The sequence below is a fragment of the Streptomyces sp. NPDC111744 genome (genome assembly GCF_055634995.1).
On sequence record NZ_JBVKCG010000020.1, the window covers coordinates 105,648 to 123,847 of the forward strand.

Annotated in this window: 12 protein-coding genes and 2 pseudogenes; 10 read left to right on the forward strand and 4 right to left on the reverse strand. The window is 71.3% G+C overall.

The features are described from left to right. Positions 1–15: 15 nt before the first annotated feature. Positions 16–1,191, reverse strand: coding sequence for a sensor histidine kinase (locus tag ACZ7OO_RS33690; protein ID WP_471510687.1), 1,176 nt, complete (start codon positions 1,189–1,191; stop codon positions 16–18). A 169-nt stretch (positions 1,192–1,360) separates the two neighbouring features. Between ACZ7OO_RS33690 and ACZ7OO_RS33695 the strand changes: the two genes are divergently transcribed. The 6 genes and pseudogenes from ACZ7OO_RS33695 to ACZ7OO_RS33720 all read left to right on the forward strand — a co-directional run. Next, a complete protein-coding gene (locus tag ACZ7OO_RS33695; RefSeq protein WP_471510689.1) occupies positions 1,361–1,612 on the forward strand; it encodes a hypothetical protein in 252 nt (83 codons plus the stop codon). 85 nt (positions 1,613–1,697) lie between these two features. Beyond that, positions 1,698–2,645, forward strand: coding sequence for an ABC transporter ATP-binding protein (locus ACZ7OO_RS33700; RefSeq protein WP_471510691.1), 948 nt, complete (start codon positions 1,698–1,700; stop codon positions 2,643–2,645). Further along, complete coding sequence (locus ACZ7OO_RS33705; RefSeq protein ID WP_471510693.1) at positions 2,642–3,649, forward strand: ABC transporter permease; 1,008 nt, start codon at positions 2,642–2,644, stop codon at positions 3,647–3,649. The genes ACZ7OO_RS33700 and ACZ7OO_RS33705 overlap by 4 nt, the downstream gene beginning before the upstream one ends. 250 nt (positions 3,650–3,899) lie before the next feature. Then, a complete protein-coding gene (locus ACZ7OO_RS33710) occupies positions 3,900–5,543 on the forward strand; it encodes a prenyltransferase/squalene oxidase repeat-containing protein (protein WP_471510695.1) in 1,644 nt (547 codons plus the stop codon). Between the two features lie 192 nt (positions 5,544–5,735). After that, positions 5,736–6,752 (forward strand): NADPH:quinone reductase, encoded by a 1,017-nt coding sequence (locus ACZ7OO_RS33715; protein ID WP_471510697.1) that lies wholly within the window; start codon positions 5,736–5,738, stop codon positions 6,750–6,752. Between the two features lie 284 nt (positions 6,753–7,036). After that, positions 7,037–7,186: pseudogene (locus tag ACZ7OO_RS33720) on the forward strand (hypothetical protein); the annotation flags it as partial. Between the two features lie 43 nt (positions 7,187–7,229). Here the strand turns inward: ACZ7OO_RS33720 and ACZ7OO_RS33725 are convergent. After that, positions 7,230–8,306, reverse strand: a complete 1,077-nt coding sequence (locus tag ACZ7OO_RS33725; RefSeq protein ID WP_471510699.1) for a helix-turn-helix domain-containing protein — start codon at positions 8,304–8,306, stop codon at positions 7,230–7,232. A 125-nt stretch (positions 8,307–8,431) separates the two neighbouring features. Here ACZ7OO_RS33725 and ACZ7OO_RS33730 point away from each other — a divergent pair, with 125 nt between their 5' ends. The 4 genes from ACZ7OO_RS33730 to ACZ7OO_RS33745 all read left to right on the forward strand — a co-directional run bounded on the left by ACZ7OO_RS33730 (position 8,432) and on the right by ACZ7OO_RS33745 (position 12,842). Further along, positions 8,432–9,370: an alpha/beta hydrolase gene (locus tag ACZ7OO_RS33730; protein WP_471510701.1), complete on the forward strand. Its 939-nt coding sequence runs from the start codon at positions 8,432–8,434 to the stop codon at positions 9,368–9,370. A gap of 129 nt (positions 9,371–9,499) precedes the next feature. Then, the gene (locus tag ACZ7OO_RS33735; RefSeq protein ID WP_294002425.1) at positions 9,500–10,018 is read left to right on the forward strand and encodes a cupin domain-containing protein; all 519 of its coding nucleotides are present in this window, start codon (positions 9,500–9,502) and stop codon (positions 10,016–10,018) included. Between the two features lie 404 nt (positions 10,019–10,422). Next, on the forward strand, positions 10,423–12,120 hold the full coding sequence (locus ACZ7OO_RS33740) for a peptidase dimerization domain-containing protein (RefSeq protein WP_471510704.1): 1,698 nt from the start codon (positions 10,423–10,425) through the stop codon (positions 12,118–12,120). 167 nt (positions 12,121–12,287) lie between these two features. After that, positions 12,288–12,842 (forward strand): hypothetical protein, encoded by a 555-nt coding sequence (locus ACZ7OO_RS33745; protein WP_471510706.1) that lies wholly within the window; start codon positions 12,288–12,290, stop codon positions 12,840–12,842. A 1-nt stretch (position 12,843) separates the two neighbouring features. Here ACZ7OO_RS33745 and ACZ7OO_RS33750 read toward each other — a convergent pair. Then, positions 12,844–13,749, reverse strand: a pseudogene (locus ACZ7OO_RS33750) (YceI family protein). Positions 13,750–13,999: 250 nt separating this feature from the next. Next, positions 14,000–18,175 (reverse strand): carboxypeptidase regulatory-like domain-containing protein, encoded by a 4,176-nt coding sequence (locus tag ACZ7OO_RS33755; RefSeq protein WP_471510708.1) that lies wholly within the window; start codon positions 18,173–18,175, stop codon positions 14,000–14,002. Between the last annotated feature and the right edge of the window lie 25 nt (positions 18,176–18,200).

Here is an 18,200-nt window from a genome sequence, read left to right on the forward strand (position 1 = left end):
ACCACCGTACGGTGATCACGCGGTCCACGGCAGCCAGGCCGTCACCCGGTGCCGACCGCCACTGCGGCTGTGCTCGAAGGTGCCGCCCGCCAGCGCGACCCGCTCGGACATGCCGATCAGCCCTTGCCCCGCCCCGGGCGGCGCATCGGTGGCCGGGGCCGCGGGCAGACCGTTGGTCACGTCCAGGGTGAGGCCGTCGCGCGGCGTGCCGGCCAGCGAGAGGTGTACGGCCTCGCCCGGGGCGTGTTTACGGGCGTTCGTGAGCGCCTCCTGCACGATCCGGTAGACGGTACGGCTGGTGAAGTCGCTCAGCGAGTCCGCGTCCGTGAGATCGACCTCCACCTCGACACGTGTCCCCGCCTCCCGGTTCTCCTCGACCAGACGCGTCAGGTCGCGCAGGGTGGGCTGAGGCGGTTCGGTCCTGGTGGCGGCCCCCGGGTCCAGGGGCGTGCGCAGCACGCCGAGCACGTGCTGAAGGTCCTCCAGGGCCCGCGCCGCGCTGTCCCGGATCACGGCGGCGGCCTCCCGGACCTGCTCGGGCGGGGCGTGGGGATGGAACTCCAGGGCGCCCGCGTGGACACTCAGCAGGGACAGCCGGTGAGCCAGGACGTCGTGCATCTCCCGGGCGATCGCCTCACGTTCCCGTCGGCGGGCCCGCTCGGCGCGCAGCGCGGACTCGCTCTCGGCGCGCACGGCCCGTTCCCGGAGGGTGCGCACGAACAGACCCCAGCCCACGGCGCCCCCCACGAGCAGGGCCCCGGTCACGGCCGAGGCCACCTCGGCGGACTGGAACGACCAGCGTGTCACCAGGTAGAGCGGAACGGGAAGCAGCGCGAACGCCGTCACCCAGCGCGTGGTGGCGACCGCGCAACGGGCCGCCACGGTGAACAGGGCGATGGCCGCGGCCGGGATGACGGGCACGAAGGCGCACATCACCACCAGGACCAGGGCGACCGGCACCGGCCACCGGCGCCGCCACCCCAGCAGCAGGCAGCCCGCCGCAGGCAGGAGCAGACCGCGCAGCCCGAAGGAGAGACCGGGCAGGAACACGCTGGTGAACACCCGGGGGTACAGCCACAGGCCCCTGTCGCTCGCGACGACGGTGCTGGCCGTCAGTACCGCGGCGGCGGCCACGACCGCCAGGTCGCGCCACCCAACACGCCGGTCGCCGGCCGTCCTCTTCTGACTCACGTCCAGAGAACCTACGTCGCCGCGACTGTCCGGAGCGAGCATCCCGGCCCCGGCGCGCAACTTGACTACCAAGGTATGAGTACCGACGGCGGCCGCGACTTTGGTCACCGGTGAAGTGCCGACTTTCCGCCGAAGCGGGCGCCTGGTCCGGCCCCCTAACGTCGCAGCCATGAACGGATCCCCGTACCTGACCACCGTCCTCCTCCGGCACCCGCGGCGGCTCGCCGCCGGCCTGCTCGGCACGGCGCTCCTCCTCCTGGGCGGTGTGCACCTGGCCGAACGGCTCCTCGCGCATCTCGCCCTGTGGAGCCTCGCCGTCCCCGTCCCGGGCCTGCTCCATCTGGCGCTGTCCGCCGCGGGCGCGGTCACCCTGGCCCTGGTGCTGCGCCACGGTCACGGCACGCACCCGCAGGACCGATGATTCCCGACCCTGTACACCGCACCCCACGGCGGGTCGCGACCGCCGTCCCGCCTCTCCTCAGGAAGACCGAACAGGCCAGTACGTCATGACCGACTCCCCAACGGCCCCTCGGGCCGCACCCGTTCCCGCGATCGAGACCATCGGGCTGGGGCGGCGCTACCGCCGCGGGTGGGCACTGCGGGACACCTCCTTCCGCCTGCCCGCCGGCCGCGTCTGCGCCCTGGTCGGACCCAACGGCGCCGGCAAGACGACGCTGCTGTCGCTCGCCGCCGACCTGGTCACGCCGACCGCGGGGTCCATCACGCTCTCCGGCCACCGGCCGGGCAGCGCCAGGGCCCGGCAGAGCACCGCGTTCCTCAGCCAGCAGAAGGCTCTCTACCCGCGGTTCCGCGTTCACGAGATCCTGCGCATGGGAGCGGAGCTGAACCCCACCTGGCACCAGGAGACGGCCGAGTCCGTCGTCGAGGCGGGCGGCATCCCGATGAACGCCCGGATCGGGACCCTGTCCGGCGGGCAGTCCACACGTGTCGCCTTCGCCCTGGCCCTCGGCAAGCGCCCGCGGCTGATGCTCCTGGACGAGCCGATGGCGGACCTCGATCCGCTGGTTCGGCATCAGATGACCGATCTGCTCCAGGCGGAGGCGCGACGCAACGACGCGACGGTCGTCATGTCCTCACACCTCGTCTCCGAGCTGGAGAACGCCTGCGACTACCTGGTCCTGGTCAACCAGGGCACCGTCCGGCTGGCCGGCGAAGTAGACGTCCTGCTCGCGGCGCACCGGCAACTCACCACCGGGTCGGCGGACCGCGACCGCCATCGGAAGGTGCTGGACGGTCAGGACGTGATCGCGACCTCCGGCGGCCTCGACGGGCGCACCTCACTGGTCCGGGTCCGCCACGCGCTCGCGGAGGATGCCGGGCACCGGCTCCCCACCCTGGAGGAACTCGTCCTCGGCTATCTCAGAACGCCGGACGCCCCGTCACTGCTCAGCGCGAGCGCGCGAGTCGACGCAGGCGAGGGGGCGGCGGCATGAGCACCCTCACCTCTTCCACGCCGGGCGTCCGCCGTGGTCCGCGGCCGCGGCTGCGTGGGCTGACCTGGCTGATCTGGCGGCAGAACCGGACCGCCTTCTGGATCGCCCTGGCCGCCGCGGCGGCAGTCGCCGTCTACGCCGCCGTCCAACACCAGCACGTCGCCGCCGCCGTCAGCGCACACCATCTCGACGCCTGCCACGGCCGTGAGACCTCCGCGGGATGCCTCAGGAACCTCCTCGGCTTCGAGCGGGACCACCAGTTCCCGCTGCGGCGGCCGCTCCAGGCGATGTTGCTGATGCCTTTCCTGTTCGGTCTCTTCCTCGGCGGGCCCCAGCTCGCGCAGGAACTGGAGTCGGGCACGTACCGCACCGTCGCCACCCAGTCCGTCACCCGCACCCGCTGGTTCGCGGCGAAGCTGGGCGTCCCGCTCGCCATGACCGTGGTCGTCAGCGGCGTGTTCGCCGCCGCCATGACCTGGTGGTGGCATCCGGTCGCCGCGGTCCTGGGCCCGCTGTTCCCCTGGCAGGGCTGGTATCCCTTCTACGGGGTGGGTCCCGTCGTCGTCGGCCTCTGCGTCCTCCTGTACCTCCTGGGGGCAACTCTGGGACTCGTGCTGCGCCGCACGGTCCTGGCCATGGGGGCGACGCTCGTGGTCGGCGCGGGTCTGTTCGCGCTGCTGGAGCAGGTCCGGCCGTACCTCTGGCCGGTGCGCACGGCCTCCGCGCAGCACACGTCCGAGCCCCCGGCCCCCGGCAGCGCGTGGGTGCTCGCGGACGGCCCGCTGTCCAAGGACGGCCGGCGCGTCTCCGAGGTCACGGACTGCTACGCCCAGAGCGACTTCCGCCGGTGCCTGACCGGGCACGGCATCACCGGTCACTGGGCCGAGTATCATCCGGCCTCGGACTTCTGGCCCCTGCAGTGGACGGCCACGGGGGTGTGCCTCGCGCTCGGCGTGGCGCTCGTCGCCCTGTCCCTGTGGTGGATCCGCCGGCATCCTTCCTGATCACCGACCGGGGGCCGGGGGCGCAAGCCGGAAGGGGGCGTCCGGTCCTGCGTTCCCGAACCACCGCGATCATATTGGTACTTGATTCATCAACGATGTAGCGTGCGTTGCGGTGATCACCGGGCCCGGACACCACACACATCGCACCGGCGGAGCGCGGAGCGACCGGCACGTGCGGACGGCGACGGCGCCTTCCGCACGTTCTCAAGGCGGGTTGCGCCACGGTCCCGACACCCATGGAAGGACGCCGATGGCATCCGACCCGCTCCCGTTCGCCCACTCCCCTGCGGCCCGTGCCGAACTGCTGCTCGGCCGTGCCCGGCTCGTGCGCCGCGTGACCGAGCGCGTGGCACCGGCCGGCCTGGTCAGCGCGCCGTGCGAGAGCCGCGTCCTCGAATCCGCCCTGCTGCTGCATCTGCTGACCGCCGAGGACGTCGCTCCCGACGCGGCGGACCGGTTGCGCCGCCATCTGAAGGGCGCGCTCGACACCGGCACACCGGACGCCGTACAGACCGCGCTGGGCAGGGCGGCCCTCGGTGACACCGCCGCGGGGAACGAGTCCGCGATGTGGGTCCTGACGGCCTTCGAGCACTTCACCGCGCCCCGCAAGCGGCTCATGTTCCAGACGCTGCTGGCCGAACTCGGCGCCTGCGCATACCCGCTCCCCAGCGTGCGGAGTGTCCGTGTGGACGGGCAGCAGAGCTGGCTGCGGCTGGAGATGCGCGCCATCGAGATCCTGCTCGCCCACGGCAACGGCTCCGGCCACACCGTCACCGCCGTCGACTGGACGGAGCTCGCTCCCGCCGTCCGGCCCGGGCCGGTCTGGGAGGGCAACCACCTGGCGCGCCTGCTCGGGCTGCTCGCGCTGCGCAAGCACCCCGAGCACCGGCCGGCCGTCCGGCGTGCGCTGCGGGACGTCGTCGCCGAACTGCGGCCGGACGGTGGCCTGCCGTACATCACCGGCCTGGACGTCTTCGCCACGGCGATCGCCGGACTCGCGCTCGCCACCAGCGGCGCCGCCGCCCCACTGATCGCCTCGATGGCCGGCGCTCTCGCCGCACAGCAGAACCCGGACGGCGGCTTCGGATACACCGTGGGGGTACGGCAGAGCGACGTCGACGACACCTCCTACGCCATCGAGTTCCTGCGTACGGCCGCGCCGCGAACGCACACAGCGACGATCGAGCGCGCCGAGGCTTTTCTGCTCGCCCAGCGCAATCCCGACGGCGGATTCCCCACCTTCACCGCGGGCGCTCCCTCCGAGGTGGCCATGACGGCGGCGGCGGTGAACGCGCTGGCGGGCAATCCCGCCCACCGCGCGGTCGCGGAGCGGGGGGTCGCGTTCATCGTGAGCCAGGGTGGTCCCGCCGGCGTGCTGGAACGCGGCTGGAGCCGCAACCTCACCAACGCCGTCTTCCGCGCCACGCTGGCCTGCGCCACCGTCCGTGACGACGCGCCCGCGGCGCTGCGCAAGGCGGCGTCCGCGACGGCCCGCGGGGTCATCGGCCACCTGGTGAGCACGCAGGGCCAGGACGGCGGCTGGGGGCACTGGCGGGGCGACCGCAGTGACCCGATCAGCACGGCCTACGCGGTCATCGCCCTCAGCCGTGCCCCGGAGCAGGCGGACTCGTTCGATCGCGCCCTTCGCTACCTGGTCGGCCGGCAGGGGCCCGACGGAGGTTATGTGAGCAGACCCGACCAGGTGGGCCCGCGCCCCTTCAGCTACGACGTGCCGGCGCTCGCCGACGTCTGTGTCCTGCTGGCCCTGGCCCACGCCGCACCGGCCACCGGCACGCGCGCTCCGTCACCGGCCACCGGCACGCGCGCTCCGTCACCGGCCGCCGGGCCGCGTACGTCCCGAGCCGGCCGCGACAGATCGGCGACGATGGGGTAAACGTCACTTTTCACATCTACGCCCCTCTCGGCCAGTATGATGGGTGTCATCCAGATTTGTGGCAGCCGTCTCTTTGAGCGATCCAGGGCGGCTTCGGCGCGGCGCTCGCCCCCATGGCGCGCCGGAACAGGCCAGGGTCGACGCATACGGTGTCCGGCCTGGTCGGGACATCGACGACAGAGGAGGCAGCAGATGAAGGCAATCGTGTACCGGAGCACCGGCGGCCCCGAAGTGATGGAACTCGTCGACCGTCCGATTCCCGAGCCCGGACCGGGCGAGGTCCGCGTCAGGGTACGGATGTCGGGGGTCAACCCCACCGACTGGAAGGCGCGCCGGGGTTCCCGGGGGCACACCGACGGCGTCGAGCAGGTGCCCAACCAGGACGGCGCCGGCGTGGTCGACGCGGTGGGCGAGCGAGTCGACGCGGCCTGGGCCGGACGGCGGGTCTGGATCTGGGAGGCCGCCTGGCAGCGCGCCGACGGCACCGCCCAGGAGTACGTGGTCCTGCCGCTGCGGCAGGTGGTACCGCTCCCCGACCACGCCTCCTTCGAGCTCGGCGCCAGCCTCGGCATCCCGGCGCTGACCGCTCATCGCTGCCTCACCATCGCCGAAGGCGGCCCGGAGCAACTGCGCCCCGGCGCACTCGCCGGCCGTACGGTGCTGGTGGCCGGCGGCGCCGGAGCGGTGGGCAACGCGGCCATCCAGCTGGCCCGCTGGGCCGGAGCGACCGTGATCACCACCGTCAGCAGCGCCGAGAAGGAGGCTCTCGCCCGCACCGCCGGCGCCCAGCACGTGGTGAACTACCGCGCAGGTGACACCGCGGCGGCCGTCCGTGCGGTGGCCCCGGACGGAGTCGACGTGGTCGTCGAGGTCGCCCCGGGACCCAACGCCGAACTGGACGTGGCCGTGCTCGCTCCCAACGGGACGCTGGCCGTGTACGCCAACGACGGTGGTGACACCCTCACGCTTCCCGTACTGCCGCTGATGTTCGGCAACGTGCGCTGGCAGGCCGTGATGATCTACACCGTCCCGACGGCGGCCAAGGACCACGCGGTGGCGGGCGTCTCCGCCGCGGTCGCGGACGGCGCACTGCAGGTCGGCGAGGAGGCGGGGCTGCCGTTGCACCGCTTTCCGGTGGAGCGCGTCGCCGACGCCCACGCGGCCGTGGAACAGGGCGCCGTCGGCAAGGTCCTCATCGAGCTGACCTGACCGCACCGGACCCGGGAGCACACCGGGACGCGAGCCGCGGACGGTCCGCGTCCCGCGCGCAGGTGACGACCCCCGGTCCGGTGGCCCGTCCCGGCCGCCCCACATGCGGCCGAAGCTCGACATGTCTCCGCCGGCACACGTATGCACGCCACATGAGCCGACCAGTTGAGACAACCGCACGTTCGAGCCTGAGTTCAACACAGTCGCGTTACGTCCGTGAACGGGGCGCGAGCCCGTGCTCGACGAACGTGACGGTGGTGCGGACGGTGTAGTCCCGGCTGGTCATGGGGTGTTGTCCGGAGAAGGAACGGCCGACGACCAAGGCCCCCTGCAGCCTCATCGGAACCTGGCTTCTGGTCTCCTGCCAGGCCACCGCCGTGGACGACGGCGAGGTGGTGCGACCCTACGGTGAACACCCCTTGAGCCTGATCATGTACACCGCCGACGCCCCCGCCGCCGGATGCGGCCGGTGGGCCGTCACTCGGCGGTGTCGCGCAGCTGCCTCAGCAGGATCGCGAGTTCGAGTCGCTGCCGTCCGGCCGGAGGGCCGAACGAGAAGCCGAGCCGGGCCTCGGCCTGGGCGAGCCGGGCCGTCACGGTGCTGTGGTGCCGGTAGACCTGGGCCGCCGCCTTGCGGGCCGAGCCGGTCGCGCAGAAGGCGGCGAGTACGGTCAGGGTGTCCGCGCCGTGAGGGTCGGTGGCGAGTGCGTCCAGCACGCTCACGTCGGCCACCTTCGCGATGTCCTCCGCGCGCAGCCGTGCCGCGATGGCCGCCAGCGCGCCGAGTTCACCGGCCCGGACCACGGCCGGACACGGACCTTCCCGGGTCGCGAACCGCAGCGCCGTACGGGCCTGCCGCCAGGACTCAGGCGCGTCGATCGCGGGCAGCGCGTCCCCCACGCCGATCCGCACCCCCTCCCCCGCCGCTTCCCGCATATCTGCGGGCAACGAGCGGGTGAGGACCACGTGCACAGGCCCGATTGACGCGCTGCGCACACCCGGATCAGCGGCGGCCAGGGCGCGCAGGAGGTGTCTGAGGTTTCCGGGCGCGGCGGCCACGGCCAGGACGTGCACCCCGGCCGACGGGTCGAACCGCAGCAGGCGCACCGCCCGGGCCCGCTCGGCCTCTCCGGCACTGGCCGACAGCGCCAGCTCCACCAGGGCCTCGTCGCCCGGTTCGGGCAGCGGACCGCGCGTGCGGTCCATTAGGAGCGCTGCGGCGAACGCGAACCGCTCCAGCAGGATGGGGTCCAGCGCGAACGGTTCGCCGGCGCGTTCCAGCCATACCCGGCTGCTCGGGGAGATCTCCCGCACGGCGGGTCCGACCGGCTCGGGGGTGTGGGCGATGACCTGCCCCGCGGCATCGGAGCGCAGGCATACCCCCAGTTCGCAGTCTGCGACGCCGACCGCACACTCGGCGAGGCGGGCCGTCTCGCGTACGAGAGTGCGCAGCGTGGCCCGGGTGGAGATCAGGGTGTCGAAGAACGCGATCACCCGCACGGCGTTCTCCGCATCGGCGTCGAGAGCTGACAGACGCAGGAGCAGGCCATTCACACGGCGAAGCCTACGGCATCCGCCAACCGGCGGATGCGGGCGCCGGATGACCGCCGGATGACGGCTGGTCTGCCCCCCGGCGATTCACAGAGACTGGGGGTGCACCCCCCCAGGAGGAACAGACAATGCCGTACTTGTTCGACCCCGAGCTTGCTCCGTGGGTGCCACTGCTCGCCGACGTGGACTACGCGAACGTGGCGAAGATGCGGGCACAGGCTGAGCTCATGGAGCCCGCGCCCTTCGACCCGCCGGTCCCGGTCGACGTCAGGGACATCACGGTGCCGGGCTTCCAGGGCGCCCCGGAGGTCGGCGTGCGCATCTACACGCCCGCGAACCGCACCGGGAAGCTGCCCGGTCTGCTGTACATGCACGGGGGCGCCTTCGTCATCGGGCTCGCTGACTTCTTCCACACCGAGACGGTCCGCATCGCCGCCGAAGTGGGCGCGGTGGTGGTGTCGGTGGACTACCGCACCGCCCCGGAGCACCCCTTCCCGGCGCCTCTGGAGGACTGCTACGCCGCCCTGTGCTGGTTCGTGGAGCACGCCGACGAACTGGGCGTGGACCCCGACCGGATCGGTGTGGGCGGAGAGAGCGCGGGCGGCGGCCTGGCCGCGGCCGTCGCGCTGTTCGCTCGGGACCACGACGGGCCCGCTCTGAAGATGCAGTACCTCGGTGTCCCGGTGCTGGACGACCGGCTGGCCACGGCCTCCATGCACGCCCTCACCGACATCCCCGGCTGGAACCGCCGCAACGCGGAACTGTCTTGGGACTACTACCTCGGTGGCAGGGGGCTGCGCGGCGGCGACGACGTCAGCCCGTACGCGGCACCGGCCCGTGCCGAGGACCTGGCCGGCCTGCCGCCCGCGTACATCACGGCCTCCGAGTTCGACCCGCTGCGCGACGAGGACCTGGGCTACGCCCAGCGGCTGATCATCGCGGGCGTGCCGACCGAACTGCACCACTTCCCCGGCACTTTCCACGGCGCGGCCCAGCTGGTGCCGCAGGCAGCCGTGAGCCGGCGCATGATCGCCGAGGGGCTCGACGCGCTCCGTCGCGGCCTGTAGGCCGGGCAGACCGACGTCCCGGTGTGAGTGACGTGTATCCGGCCGCCTCTGTCGGGACGCGTCCTCTGGTGCACAAAGCACAAGCAGGCACCTTTACCCATTCCAGTAACACAAATAGGTGGGACTCTCATGACTTTTTCCCTGGACACCCTGCCGGCGGACGATCCGCTGTGGAAGAAGAGCGGCGCGCTCTACGTACCGTCGGGCAAGGGCCCCACGGTGTGGGCGGTCGGTGACGTCTACACGATCAAGGCGACGGGCGCGCAGACCAACGGCGGCTTCGGCTTCATCGAGGGAACGATTCCGGCCGGCGGCGGACCTCTCGCCCACGCACATCCCGATCGCGAGGAGACCTTCTACATCCTCGACGGGGAACTGGAGTTCCTCGACGGGGAGGAGACGTTCACGGCGGTCGCGGGGGACTTCATCCACGTTCCCCGGGGCGTCCGGCACCGGTTCACGAACAAGGCGAACCATGCCGCACGCATGATCTTCATGTTCACTCCGGCGGGCCCCGAGCAGATCATCGCCGACTACGCAGCTCCGGCCCGGCCGGGCGAGCTGCCGCCGGCGATCATCGACGACGACCAGATGGCGCGCTACCAGACCATGAACGAGCTCGCGGGCACCATCATGCTCCCCGAGTAGTCCTGACTCGTCGTCACCGGCCCGGAGTGGGGGAATTCGGAACGCCGAACGAAGCCGTGACGGGGGGCTCCCGGGTTTCCGGGAGCCCCCCGTCACGTGCTGTCCATGCGGTCGTCCGCGGGGCGGTCCGGCGCGTACACGCCCCCTGCCGCCTAGACCGAGCGCGACTCCCGATGATCTCCTTGCTCGACACAAGCTGATCTGTCAGGACGTCCCGTTGCGTCATTCACCAGGGCTTGACCTGCGACTCAGGACTCGAACGCAACGGTGTTGAGCCTGAGTTAGACTCTTGATCATCAAGAGTTCGCGGCCGTGGGCCCCGGTACGTCCTGGTCTCCCGCACCACGGAGGCAAGCGCCGGTGGGCATCGGCGCGACTCCCCTCACGCGAGGAACGACACGGACGTGAACGACCTGCACCCTGGCCGCCGACGCCTGCTCAAGATGTTCGGGCTCAGCGCCACCGCCACCACGGCCGCCATACTCCAGGCCGACCCGGTACTGGCGGCGACCCTGGGACACGACGAGAAGACCGGGGTCTCCCCCGCCTCGTACAAGCCCCCCACCGGTCTCGCCGGGAACACCGACGCGAAGCGGACGGCACTCGACTGGATCGACGCCAACCAAGGGGCGATCACCAAGTTGAGCGACGAGGTGTGGAAACACGCCGAACTGTCGCTGCGCGAATGGAAGTCCTCACTCGTCACCGCACGTCTTCTGGAGGACAACGGCTTCACCATCGAGTGGGGCTCCGCCGGCTTCCCGACCGCCTTCGTGGCCACCTACGGCAGCTCCGGGCCCGTCCTGGGCTTCAACGCCGAGTACGACGCGCTGCCCGGCCTGTCCCAGAAGCGCGGGGTCGCCACCCACGACCCGCTGGTCTACAACTACGACGCCTACGGTCCCACCTACGGTGCCGGGCACGGCGACGCCCACAACACCCTGGGCGCCGGCGGCACGGCCGCCGCCATCGCCGTGGCCCATGCGATCCGTACCCAGGGCCTGCAGGCCACGGTCAAACTCTTCGGCAGCGCCGGCGAGGAGCAGCTGGTCGGCAAGGCGTACGCGGTCAAGGCCGGTGTGTACGACGGTCTCGACGCCTTCCTCGACTGGCACCCCTACAACATCACCGTGCCGTTCTGGAACACCACCAGCGCGCTGATATCGGCCACCTTCACCTTCCTCGGTGCCTCCGGACACGGCGGCACACCGCTCGGCAACAAGAGCGGCCTGGACGGCGCCCTGCTGATGGCGACGATGTCGGAGTACCTGCGGGAGAAGAACGTCGCACCCTCGGGCCGCTTCCACTACGCGATCATCAACGGGGGCGGCGCTCCCAACGTGACGCCCGACATGTGCTCCATCTGGTTCTTCGTCCGCGAGGGAAGCCCCGACCGCGCCCGGGTCCTGTACGACAAGATCGTCGACTGCGCGAAGGCCGCGGCCCAGGCGAGCCAGACCCGCCTGGTGCACAAGTTCCACTCCGCCACGTGGAACCTGCTGGCGAACAAGGCCGGAGCGGAACTCCTCAACGACAACATGCGGCAGATCGGCGCGCCGCGGTTCACCGACGCGGACCACACGCTGGCCAGGGCCGTGCAGAGGTCCCTCGGCCGCCCGGAGGTCGGCATGCCCACCGAGCTGACCCCACTCACACCACCGGCGGCGGCGTACACCGGCGGCCTGGCCACCGACACCGCCGACATCAGCTGGCAGGCGCCCACCGCCGTTCTGCTGGCGGCGGCCTACCCGCCGGGCATCCCGAACCACAACTGGGGCGTCACCGCGACGGCCGCCACCGGCATCGGCCATCAGGCGCTGCTCTCCGCCGCACGCTACCTCGCGGCCGCCGCCGTCGACCTCATCGAGCAGCCCGACCGACTGGCCGCCATGCGGCAGGAGTTCAAGGAAAGGACCTCAGGCATCCAGTGGGCCTCGATGGTCCCCGACGGCACCCAGCCGCCGCTGTACGAACCCCCGGCGGACTTCCTGCGCGAGACCGGCCAGAGCTGGCCGCCGCCGGGTGTGACGTGGCCCGTTCCGCAGGTCCTGGCGGCGGAGCAGCTCGGCACCACCGGCCCTAACCTTCCGCCCGTCACCTGATCCCGCCGACCGTCACCGAGCACAGAGAGCAACCTGGTAAGTACCCACGGCGAAGCCTCTCTGAGGTGTCACCCGCTGGAGCTGCACCCGCAGACCTAGGGTGACAAACTGCTGCAAAACGGGCTGCTTCGCGGCTCGGTGCGGTCCTGGGAAAGGAACGGCGAGACATGTCCAACGACCAGGTGATCTCCGACCTCCAGCTGTCGGCGTCCGTGGAATCGGCCGTCATCAACGCCCCGCTCGACGCCATCGACATCCCGGACTGGCTGCTGCACCTGCCCGACGCGGAATACCAGCGCTGCGCGCCGCCGGACCACAAGGCGTGCGGTGCCACCACCACGGACGACGGGCGCCCCATGTCGATCAACGTCGAGGAGATCGCCGGCGGCCTCATCATCCAGCACTACGTGGCCGAGGTGCAGGAGCCGCATCACTGCCGCATGGTCTCCCTGTCGGACGTGCAGACCCCGGGAGGGTGGAGCAAGGTGCAGGTGGTCTGGGACCTGAGCGTGGTGGAGCAGCCCGACGGCACCTGCCTCTACACCAACGACATCGGCAGCCGGCCCACGCAGGGGTTCCTGGACATGCTCGCCGAACAGGGCCTGGACTTCGCGGAAGTGGCCGCCAAACGCCAGGTCGGGGTCGTCGCGCACAACCAGCTCGAAACCCCGCTGTACGCCGCCAGTATGGAGCGCAAGGCGCTGGCCGCACGCTCCGCCTGACCTACTCCGGCGGCGTGGGGGTGTCGTGGGTGCGGTACATCGCCTGGACGTCCAGCTCCAGTTGGACCGTGGGGCCCACCACCGCGATGCCCCGGGCCAGCATGGACCGCCAGTTGAGGGTGAAGTCGTCGCGGTGCAGCTCCGCGGTCGCCTGGGCCGCACAGCGGAATTCCTCGCCGTAGCCGCCGTTGACCACACCCAGGTACGTGGTGTCCAGAGCGACGGAGCGGCTCACACCGTGCATCGTCAGGGCACCCTGCACGGCCCACTTGGTGCCGCCGCGGCAGACGAAGCGCGTGCTCGCGAACTCGATGTGCGGGAAGTTCTCGACGTCGAGGAAGTCGGCGGAGCGCAGATGGTTGTCGCGGGTGGTGTTGCCGGTGTTGATGCTGGTGGCATCGATGCGGCCGACTGCGACATGTCCTGAGCGATCTCGATGCCGCCCTGGAAACGGTCGAACCTGCCGTGGACGTGGGCCATGCCGACGTGCTGGGCGATGAACCGGATCGCCGTGTGCGGCGGGTCGAAGAGCCAGGTACCCGGGTCCGGCAGCATCTGGTGTTCGGACGGCTCCAGCCAGATCCTCTCGGCGGGCGCCGCCGTTCCGGCGACGATGTCGATCATCTCGTGGTGCGGCTTCAACCCGTCCGCCACCGCCAGCAGTCCGTAGCGACCGGGAGGCAGTGCCGCGAGGAAGAGACCGTACGGGTCGGTCGTGCCCCGGGCGGTGACACGGTTCGTTTCCCTGGGCGGTGATGACGATGTCCGTGAACGGCATCGGGGCGCCGGTCGGGTCGACGATCTCGCGGACCAGCGCGCCCGCCTGCGGAGGCAGCGGATGGAAGAGGCCCGCCGCCTGGTCCGCGGCGCCCTGGGACCACCAGCGCCGGAGCTGCGCGAGGACCATGTCGTTCACCTTTCTTCGCGCACGCGCCACCCCGCGAGCAGCAGCTGTACCGGGCGTCGGCGGCCGCATGCCGACCGAGTTCCGAGATACGTGTGCCAGACCGTGGTCGCGGGGCGGCGTCGCAGGTCAGTGTATCCGCGCGTGGATCATGGACATGTGGGTGGGGCCCCACGGTACGCGTGTGGGGTGCCCCCGCCGGACAGACCGGCGGGGGCACCCCACATGTATCGCGAACCAGCGGGCTACGGCATCAGTCCGCCGACAGGGTGAAATCGACCGTCGCCGTCCTGCCGGACCGTGCCGAGACCGCCTTGCTGCGCTTGGCGTATCCCTCGTCGGTGACCGTGATCGTCCGCCTACCCGCCTCCGACCACACCCGGTACACCCCGTGCCGGTCGGTGGTCACCGTGACGGGGCTTTCGCCCCGCCCCGACAGGGACGCCGTCGCTCCGGCGAGCGTCCTGCCGGTCGCGGCATCGGTGACCGTCCCGGTGATCTCCGCCCACGAGGCGGGGGCGCTCGCCTTCAGGCCGACCCGGACCGGCTGCGGCACGTACGGCGTGTCGGTGATCATGTTCAGGTCGGCGGCGTAGGCACCCGGAGCCGTGAGGACCCTGGCGTCGGCCGCGACCGTGATCTGCTTCGACTGGCCGGGGGCCAGCTCCAGCGTCGTCCAGTTCTCCGACAGCCAGTTCACGTCCTGACCGGTGCAGCCTCCGAGGCCGGGGAGGACGGCACCCTGGACCGATCCCGAGAAGGTCGCCGTCGCTGCTATCCCGCCGACCTGGTAGGGCAGGCAAGCGGTGCCCTGCCCCGCGAACTGGGCCGTGCCGGGCGCGTCGGGCAGCGCGGTCCAGACGTCCAGGGCGGGATCGTACTGGGCGACGTGCCGGGTGTTGCCGAAGCCCAGACCGTAGGAGTCCACAAAGCCGCCCACGACCTGGAGTTCGCCGTTGGCGGAGCCGTACGTGGCCCCGAACACCGTGTACGGCAGGTCGGCGGCCCGCTTCCAGTCGCCGGTCCGCACGTCGTACCGGTAGGCCCTGTCGGTCGCCGCCTCCTTGCCGTTCAGGGGGGTTGTGCCTCCCGCGCACACGATGCCGCCGACGATCCCGCCGCACCCGCCGGAACCCATGGCGATCGGGTAGTCCTTGACCGAGTTCCACTTGTCGCGGACGGGGTCGTAGCGGTAGGCCGCCGCACTCGGGGAGCCGTCCGGGCGGGAGCCGCCGATGACATAGAGCGAGCCGTCGAGCACCGCCGCGGCGGCGTCCTGCAACGCCTCGGGCATGTCGGCCACCCTGGACCAGGTGTCGCTGGCGGGGTGATAGGCGTAGACGGTGTTCGTCATGACGCCCCCGGCCCCGGGCTCCGGCGCGTAAGCGCCCCCGGCGACGTACAGCGTCCCGTTCACGAAGGCGCCGGTCGCGCCCGTCTTCTCCTCGGGCATGTCGGCGAGCGGCGACCACGTGCCCGCGGCCGGGTCGTAGACGTACCCGCGCTCGGAGGTGTTGCCTCCCAGCAAACCGTCCAAGCCGCCGACGGAGTACGTCCGGCCCTGATATGTGCCGACGACACTGCCCATGACCGGTTCGGGATAGTCGGGCAGTTGCTGCCACGTCCCGGCCGAGCCGGCCGGGACAGCGGTGTCGGCGGCAGGGGCGCTCTGTTCGGCCAGCGTCACCCGCAGGGGCGCCCCTCCGGTGTTCTTGAGCGTGAGCTTTCCGCTCGCCCTGCCGGACAGCGGAGCGCGTAGCGACCCGGTGTCCGCCGACACCTTCAACCGGCCTGCCGGCAATACGACATCGTGGACGGCGACCTTCGAGGAAACCCTGACGGTCGACCGCGCCGTGACGTAGCGGGGTGCCGCCGCGCTGATCCTGTCGGTGCCCGCCTTCGCGTTGTAGAGCCAGTAGAAGCCGTCGGACGTACCGGGGTCGTCGGGGGTGGCCGCGCTCACCGAACTGCCGTACAGGTCCGTGATGTCGGCAGACTCGTCCGTGACGGTGGCGCCGTTGACCGGCTGGCCGGTGTTCGCGTCATGGGCGGTTCCCTGGACCAGTCCGCCCGCGAGCGTCTGGCACGAACCCAGACTCACGTTGTCGAGCTGGAACAGCGAGTTCCCCTGGCCTTTGAAGTGGAATCGGACCCGGACGGCGTGCCGGCCCACGGCCTGGGCGATCGGGATGTCGACGTGTCCCAGGACGGCATCACCGCTGCCCTGCTCATACACCTGTGTCCAGGTGGCGCCGTTGTCGGTGGACAGCGACACGTCGGCAGCCGACCCGTCGGGAAGGTAGATGACCGTGTCGAACTGCAGCTCAGCGGTCTTCTCGCCGACGAACGAGAAGGCCGGGGACGTCAGGTAGGTGTCCTCGGCTGCTCCGTCGTGAGCAGCCGGCACGGCGGTCGCGAAGCCGCCGTCGCCCGCCCAGTTTCCTTGACCGCCCGGATCGTCGAACTCCCAGCCCGGAGCAGGTGCGTTGCTGCCGGTGACGGTCCAACCGAACTTCGGCCCGGCGTCCCAGCCCTCGAATGCCGCCTGCGCCCTGTAGCCGTAGCCAGGAGCGACGCACTGGTGCAGGTTCGCGGTGACGGACACATCCCGCCGGACGTCCTTCGTGGCGATCGGCAGGGAGAGGTCGACCGTGTTGTAGCCCGGATAGACCGGGGTGACGTGTACCGCGTAGTCGGCGGAGCCGGGCAGCTTCACCGAGTAAGCGCCCGTTCGCGGGTCGGTATAGACCGGGCCTCCGGGGTAACCGTCGATCGTGATACGGGCGTAGAGGGGCCAGCCGTGTCCCGAGCCGTCCGTTACCGTGCCCGTGACCGAATAGGTGGGCCTGGCGGCCAACTTGAAGTCCGCGGTGACGCTCTGCCCGCCGGTCGACGTGACGGACCGAGATTCCGTCTCGTAGCCGAAGAGCGACGCGGTCACGTCGTAGGAGCCCGCGCTCACGGTGGCGCGGTAGACACCCGACTTGTCCGCGGTGACGCGGTAGGTGAACTGGTCGTCACGGTCCTTCAGTGTGACGGTGGCTCCGGCTCCGGGCGAACCGTCCGCGCGGTTCGACACCTGCCCGGTCACCACCGCGAGCGCGGCCGGCTCCAGGGCCGAGACGCCGTTCGGGGACCCCAGGCCGGTGGGTCCGTCCCAGCCGGCTCGCGCCTGGCACAGCTGGTCACCGCACGCGCCGTCCGAGCCCTCGGTGATGTCGTTGAGACCGCTTCCGCGATGAGCGTACGGATAGACCATGGGGTACGACCCGGCGGCGGGGGTACCGGCCACCGCGTACATGGCAGCGATCAGCGGAGACGACAGGCTCGTCCCGCCGACCTGCTCCCAGCCGTCGTAGAGCGAGTTGTACACCGCCAGACCGCTGTTCGGGTCGGCGTCCGCCGCGATGTCGGCGGTCGCCCTGCGCGCGCAGTTCGTGTCCAGGCCGTCCTGGAGGGCGGGGCGCGTCTGGAACGACGAGCAGCCACTGCCGCCGTCCGACCATGCCGTCTCCGTCCAGCCGCGTTCGCTACCGGCCGCCCGGGTCAGCAGCGTTCCGCCGGTGGCCAGGACCTTCGGCTCGGAGGACGGCCACAGGACAACGTTGCCCGTGTCGCCGGAAGATGCCGTGATCACGACTCCGGGGTGGTCGTAATGAGAACCGCCCACGCCTCCGTCACGCGCGGCCGAGTCGCTGGCGCCGTAGGAGTTGGAGACGAACTTGGCGCCGAGTGCCACCGCGGTGTCCACACTCTTGCCCAGGTCGCTGATGGACGCGTTGTCCCCCTGGACGAGCAGAATGTTGCAGGCGGGGCAGGCCGAGGAGACGGCGTCCAGGTCGAGGGCGGTCTCCAGCGACCAGCCCTTGTCGTCCTGCGGGTAGTCCGTGCCGCCGCGCTGGTCCACCTTTCGGAAGCAGCCGTTGTCCGTCGTGCAGGCCGGCAGGCCGAACTGCGTGCGGAACCTGGCGAGGTCGGCCTCGGCGGACGCGTACCCGAAGGCGTCCACGACCGCGACGGTCTGGCCCGCGCCGCCGCCGGGCAACTTGTAGGCCGACTGGATGTCGGCGGGTGTCAGGGCCGTGGCAGGCGGCGCGGTGGCGTTGATCCGCACCCGCTGGTCGGTTGTCGTCGCCCGGAGCGACAGGCACCGCGCGTGGTTCTTGGCGGGCTGCGCGTTGCAGTCGGTCGGCTTGTAGTGGTGCACGATGCCGCGGACCTTGGACTCCGTCTGGTCGTCGGCGTGTGCCGCGGCCGCGGTGCGGGCCGCCTGAGCGGCGGGGGCCACCGAAGTGGTGGAGGCAGAGCCGCTTGTGGCCGCAGCCGCCGGCGTGGCTGCTGCGGCGGGGGCCTGCACCGCGGCGAACAGACCGAGACAGGCGGCTATGAGGATGGAAACCGGAGCGCGTAGGCGCTCGCGTCTCACCATGGGTTCGGTACCCTTCGATGGGGGG

Excerpts from the sequence above, each read along its gene's own strand:
- ACZ7OO_RS33700 (WP_471510691.1), top strand. The coding sequence starts at position 1,698 with ATGACCGACTCCCCAACGGCCCCTCGGGCCGCACCCGTTCCCGCGATC.
- ACZ7OO_RS33695 (WP_471510689.1), top strand. The coding sequence starts at position 1,361 with ATGAACGGATCCCCGTACCTGACCACCGTCCTCCTCCGGCACCCGCGG.
- ACZ7OO_RS33755 (WP_471510708.1), bottom strand. The coding sequence starts at position 18,175 with ATGGTGAGACGCGAGCGCCTACGCGCTCCGGTTTCCATCCTCATAGCC.
- ACZ7OO_RS33705 (WP_471510693.1), top strand. The coding sequence starts at position 2,642 with ATGAGCACCCTCACCTCTTCCACGCCGGGCGTCCGCCGTGGTCCGCGG.
- ACZ7OO_RS33730 (WP_471510701.1), top strand. The coding sequence starts at position 8,432 with ATGCCGTACTTGTTCGACCCCGAGCTTGCTCCGTGGGTGCCACTGCTC.
- ACZ7OO_RS33745 (WP_471510706.1), top strand. The coding sequence starts at position 12,288 with ATGTCCAACGACCAGGTGATCTCCGACCTCCAGCTGTCGGCGTCCGTG.
- ACZ7OO_RS33710 (WP_471510695.1), top strand. The coding sequence starts at position 3,900 with ATGGCATCCGACCCGCTCCCGTTCGCCCACTCCCCTGCGGCCCGTGCC.
- ACZ7OO_RS33735 (WP_294002425.1), top strand. The coding sequence starts at position 9,500 with ATGACTTTTTCCCTGGACACCCTGCCGGCGGACGATCCGCTGTGGAAG.
- ACZ7OO_RS33715 (WP_471510697.1), top strand. The coding sequence starts at position 5,736 with ATGAAGGCAATCGTGTACCGGAGCACCGGCGGCCCCGAAGTGATGGAA.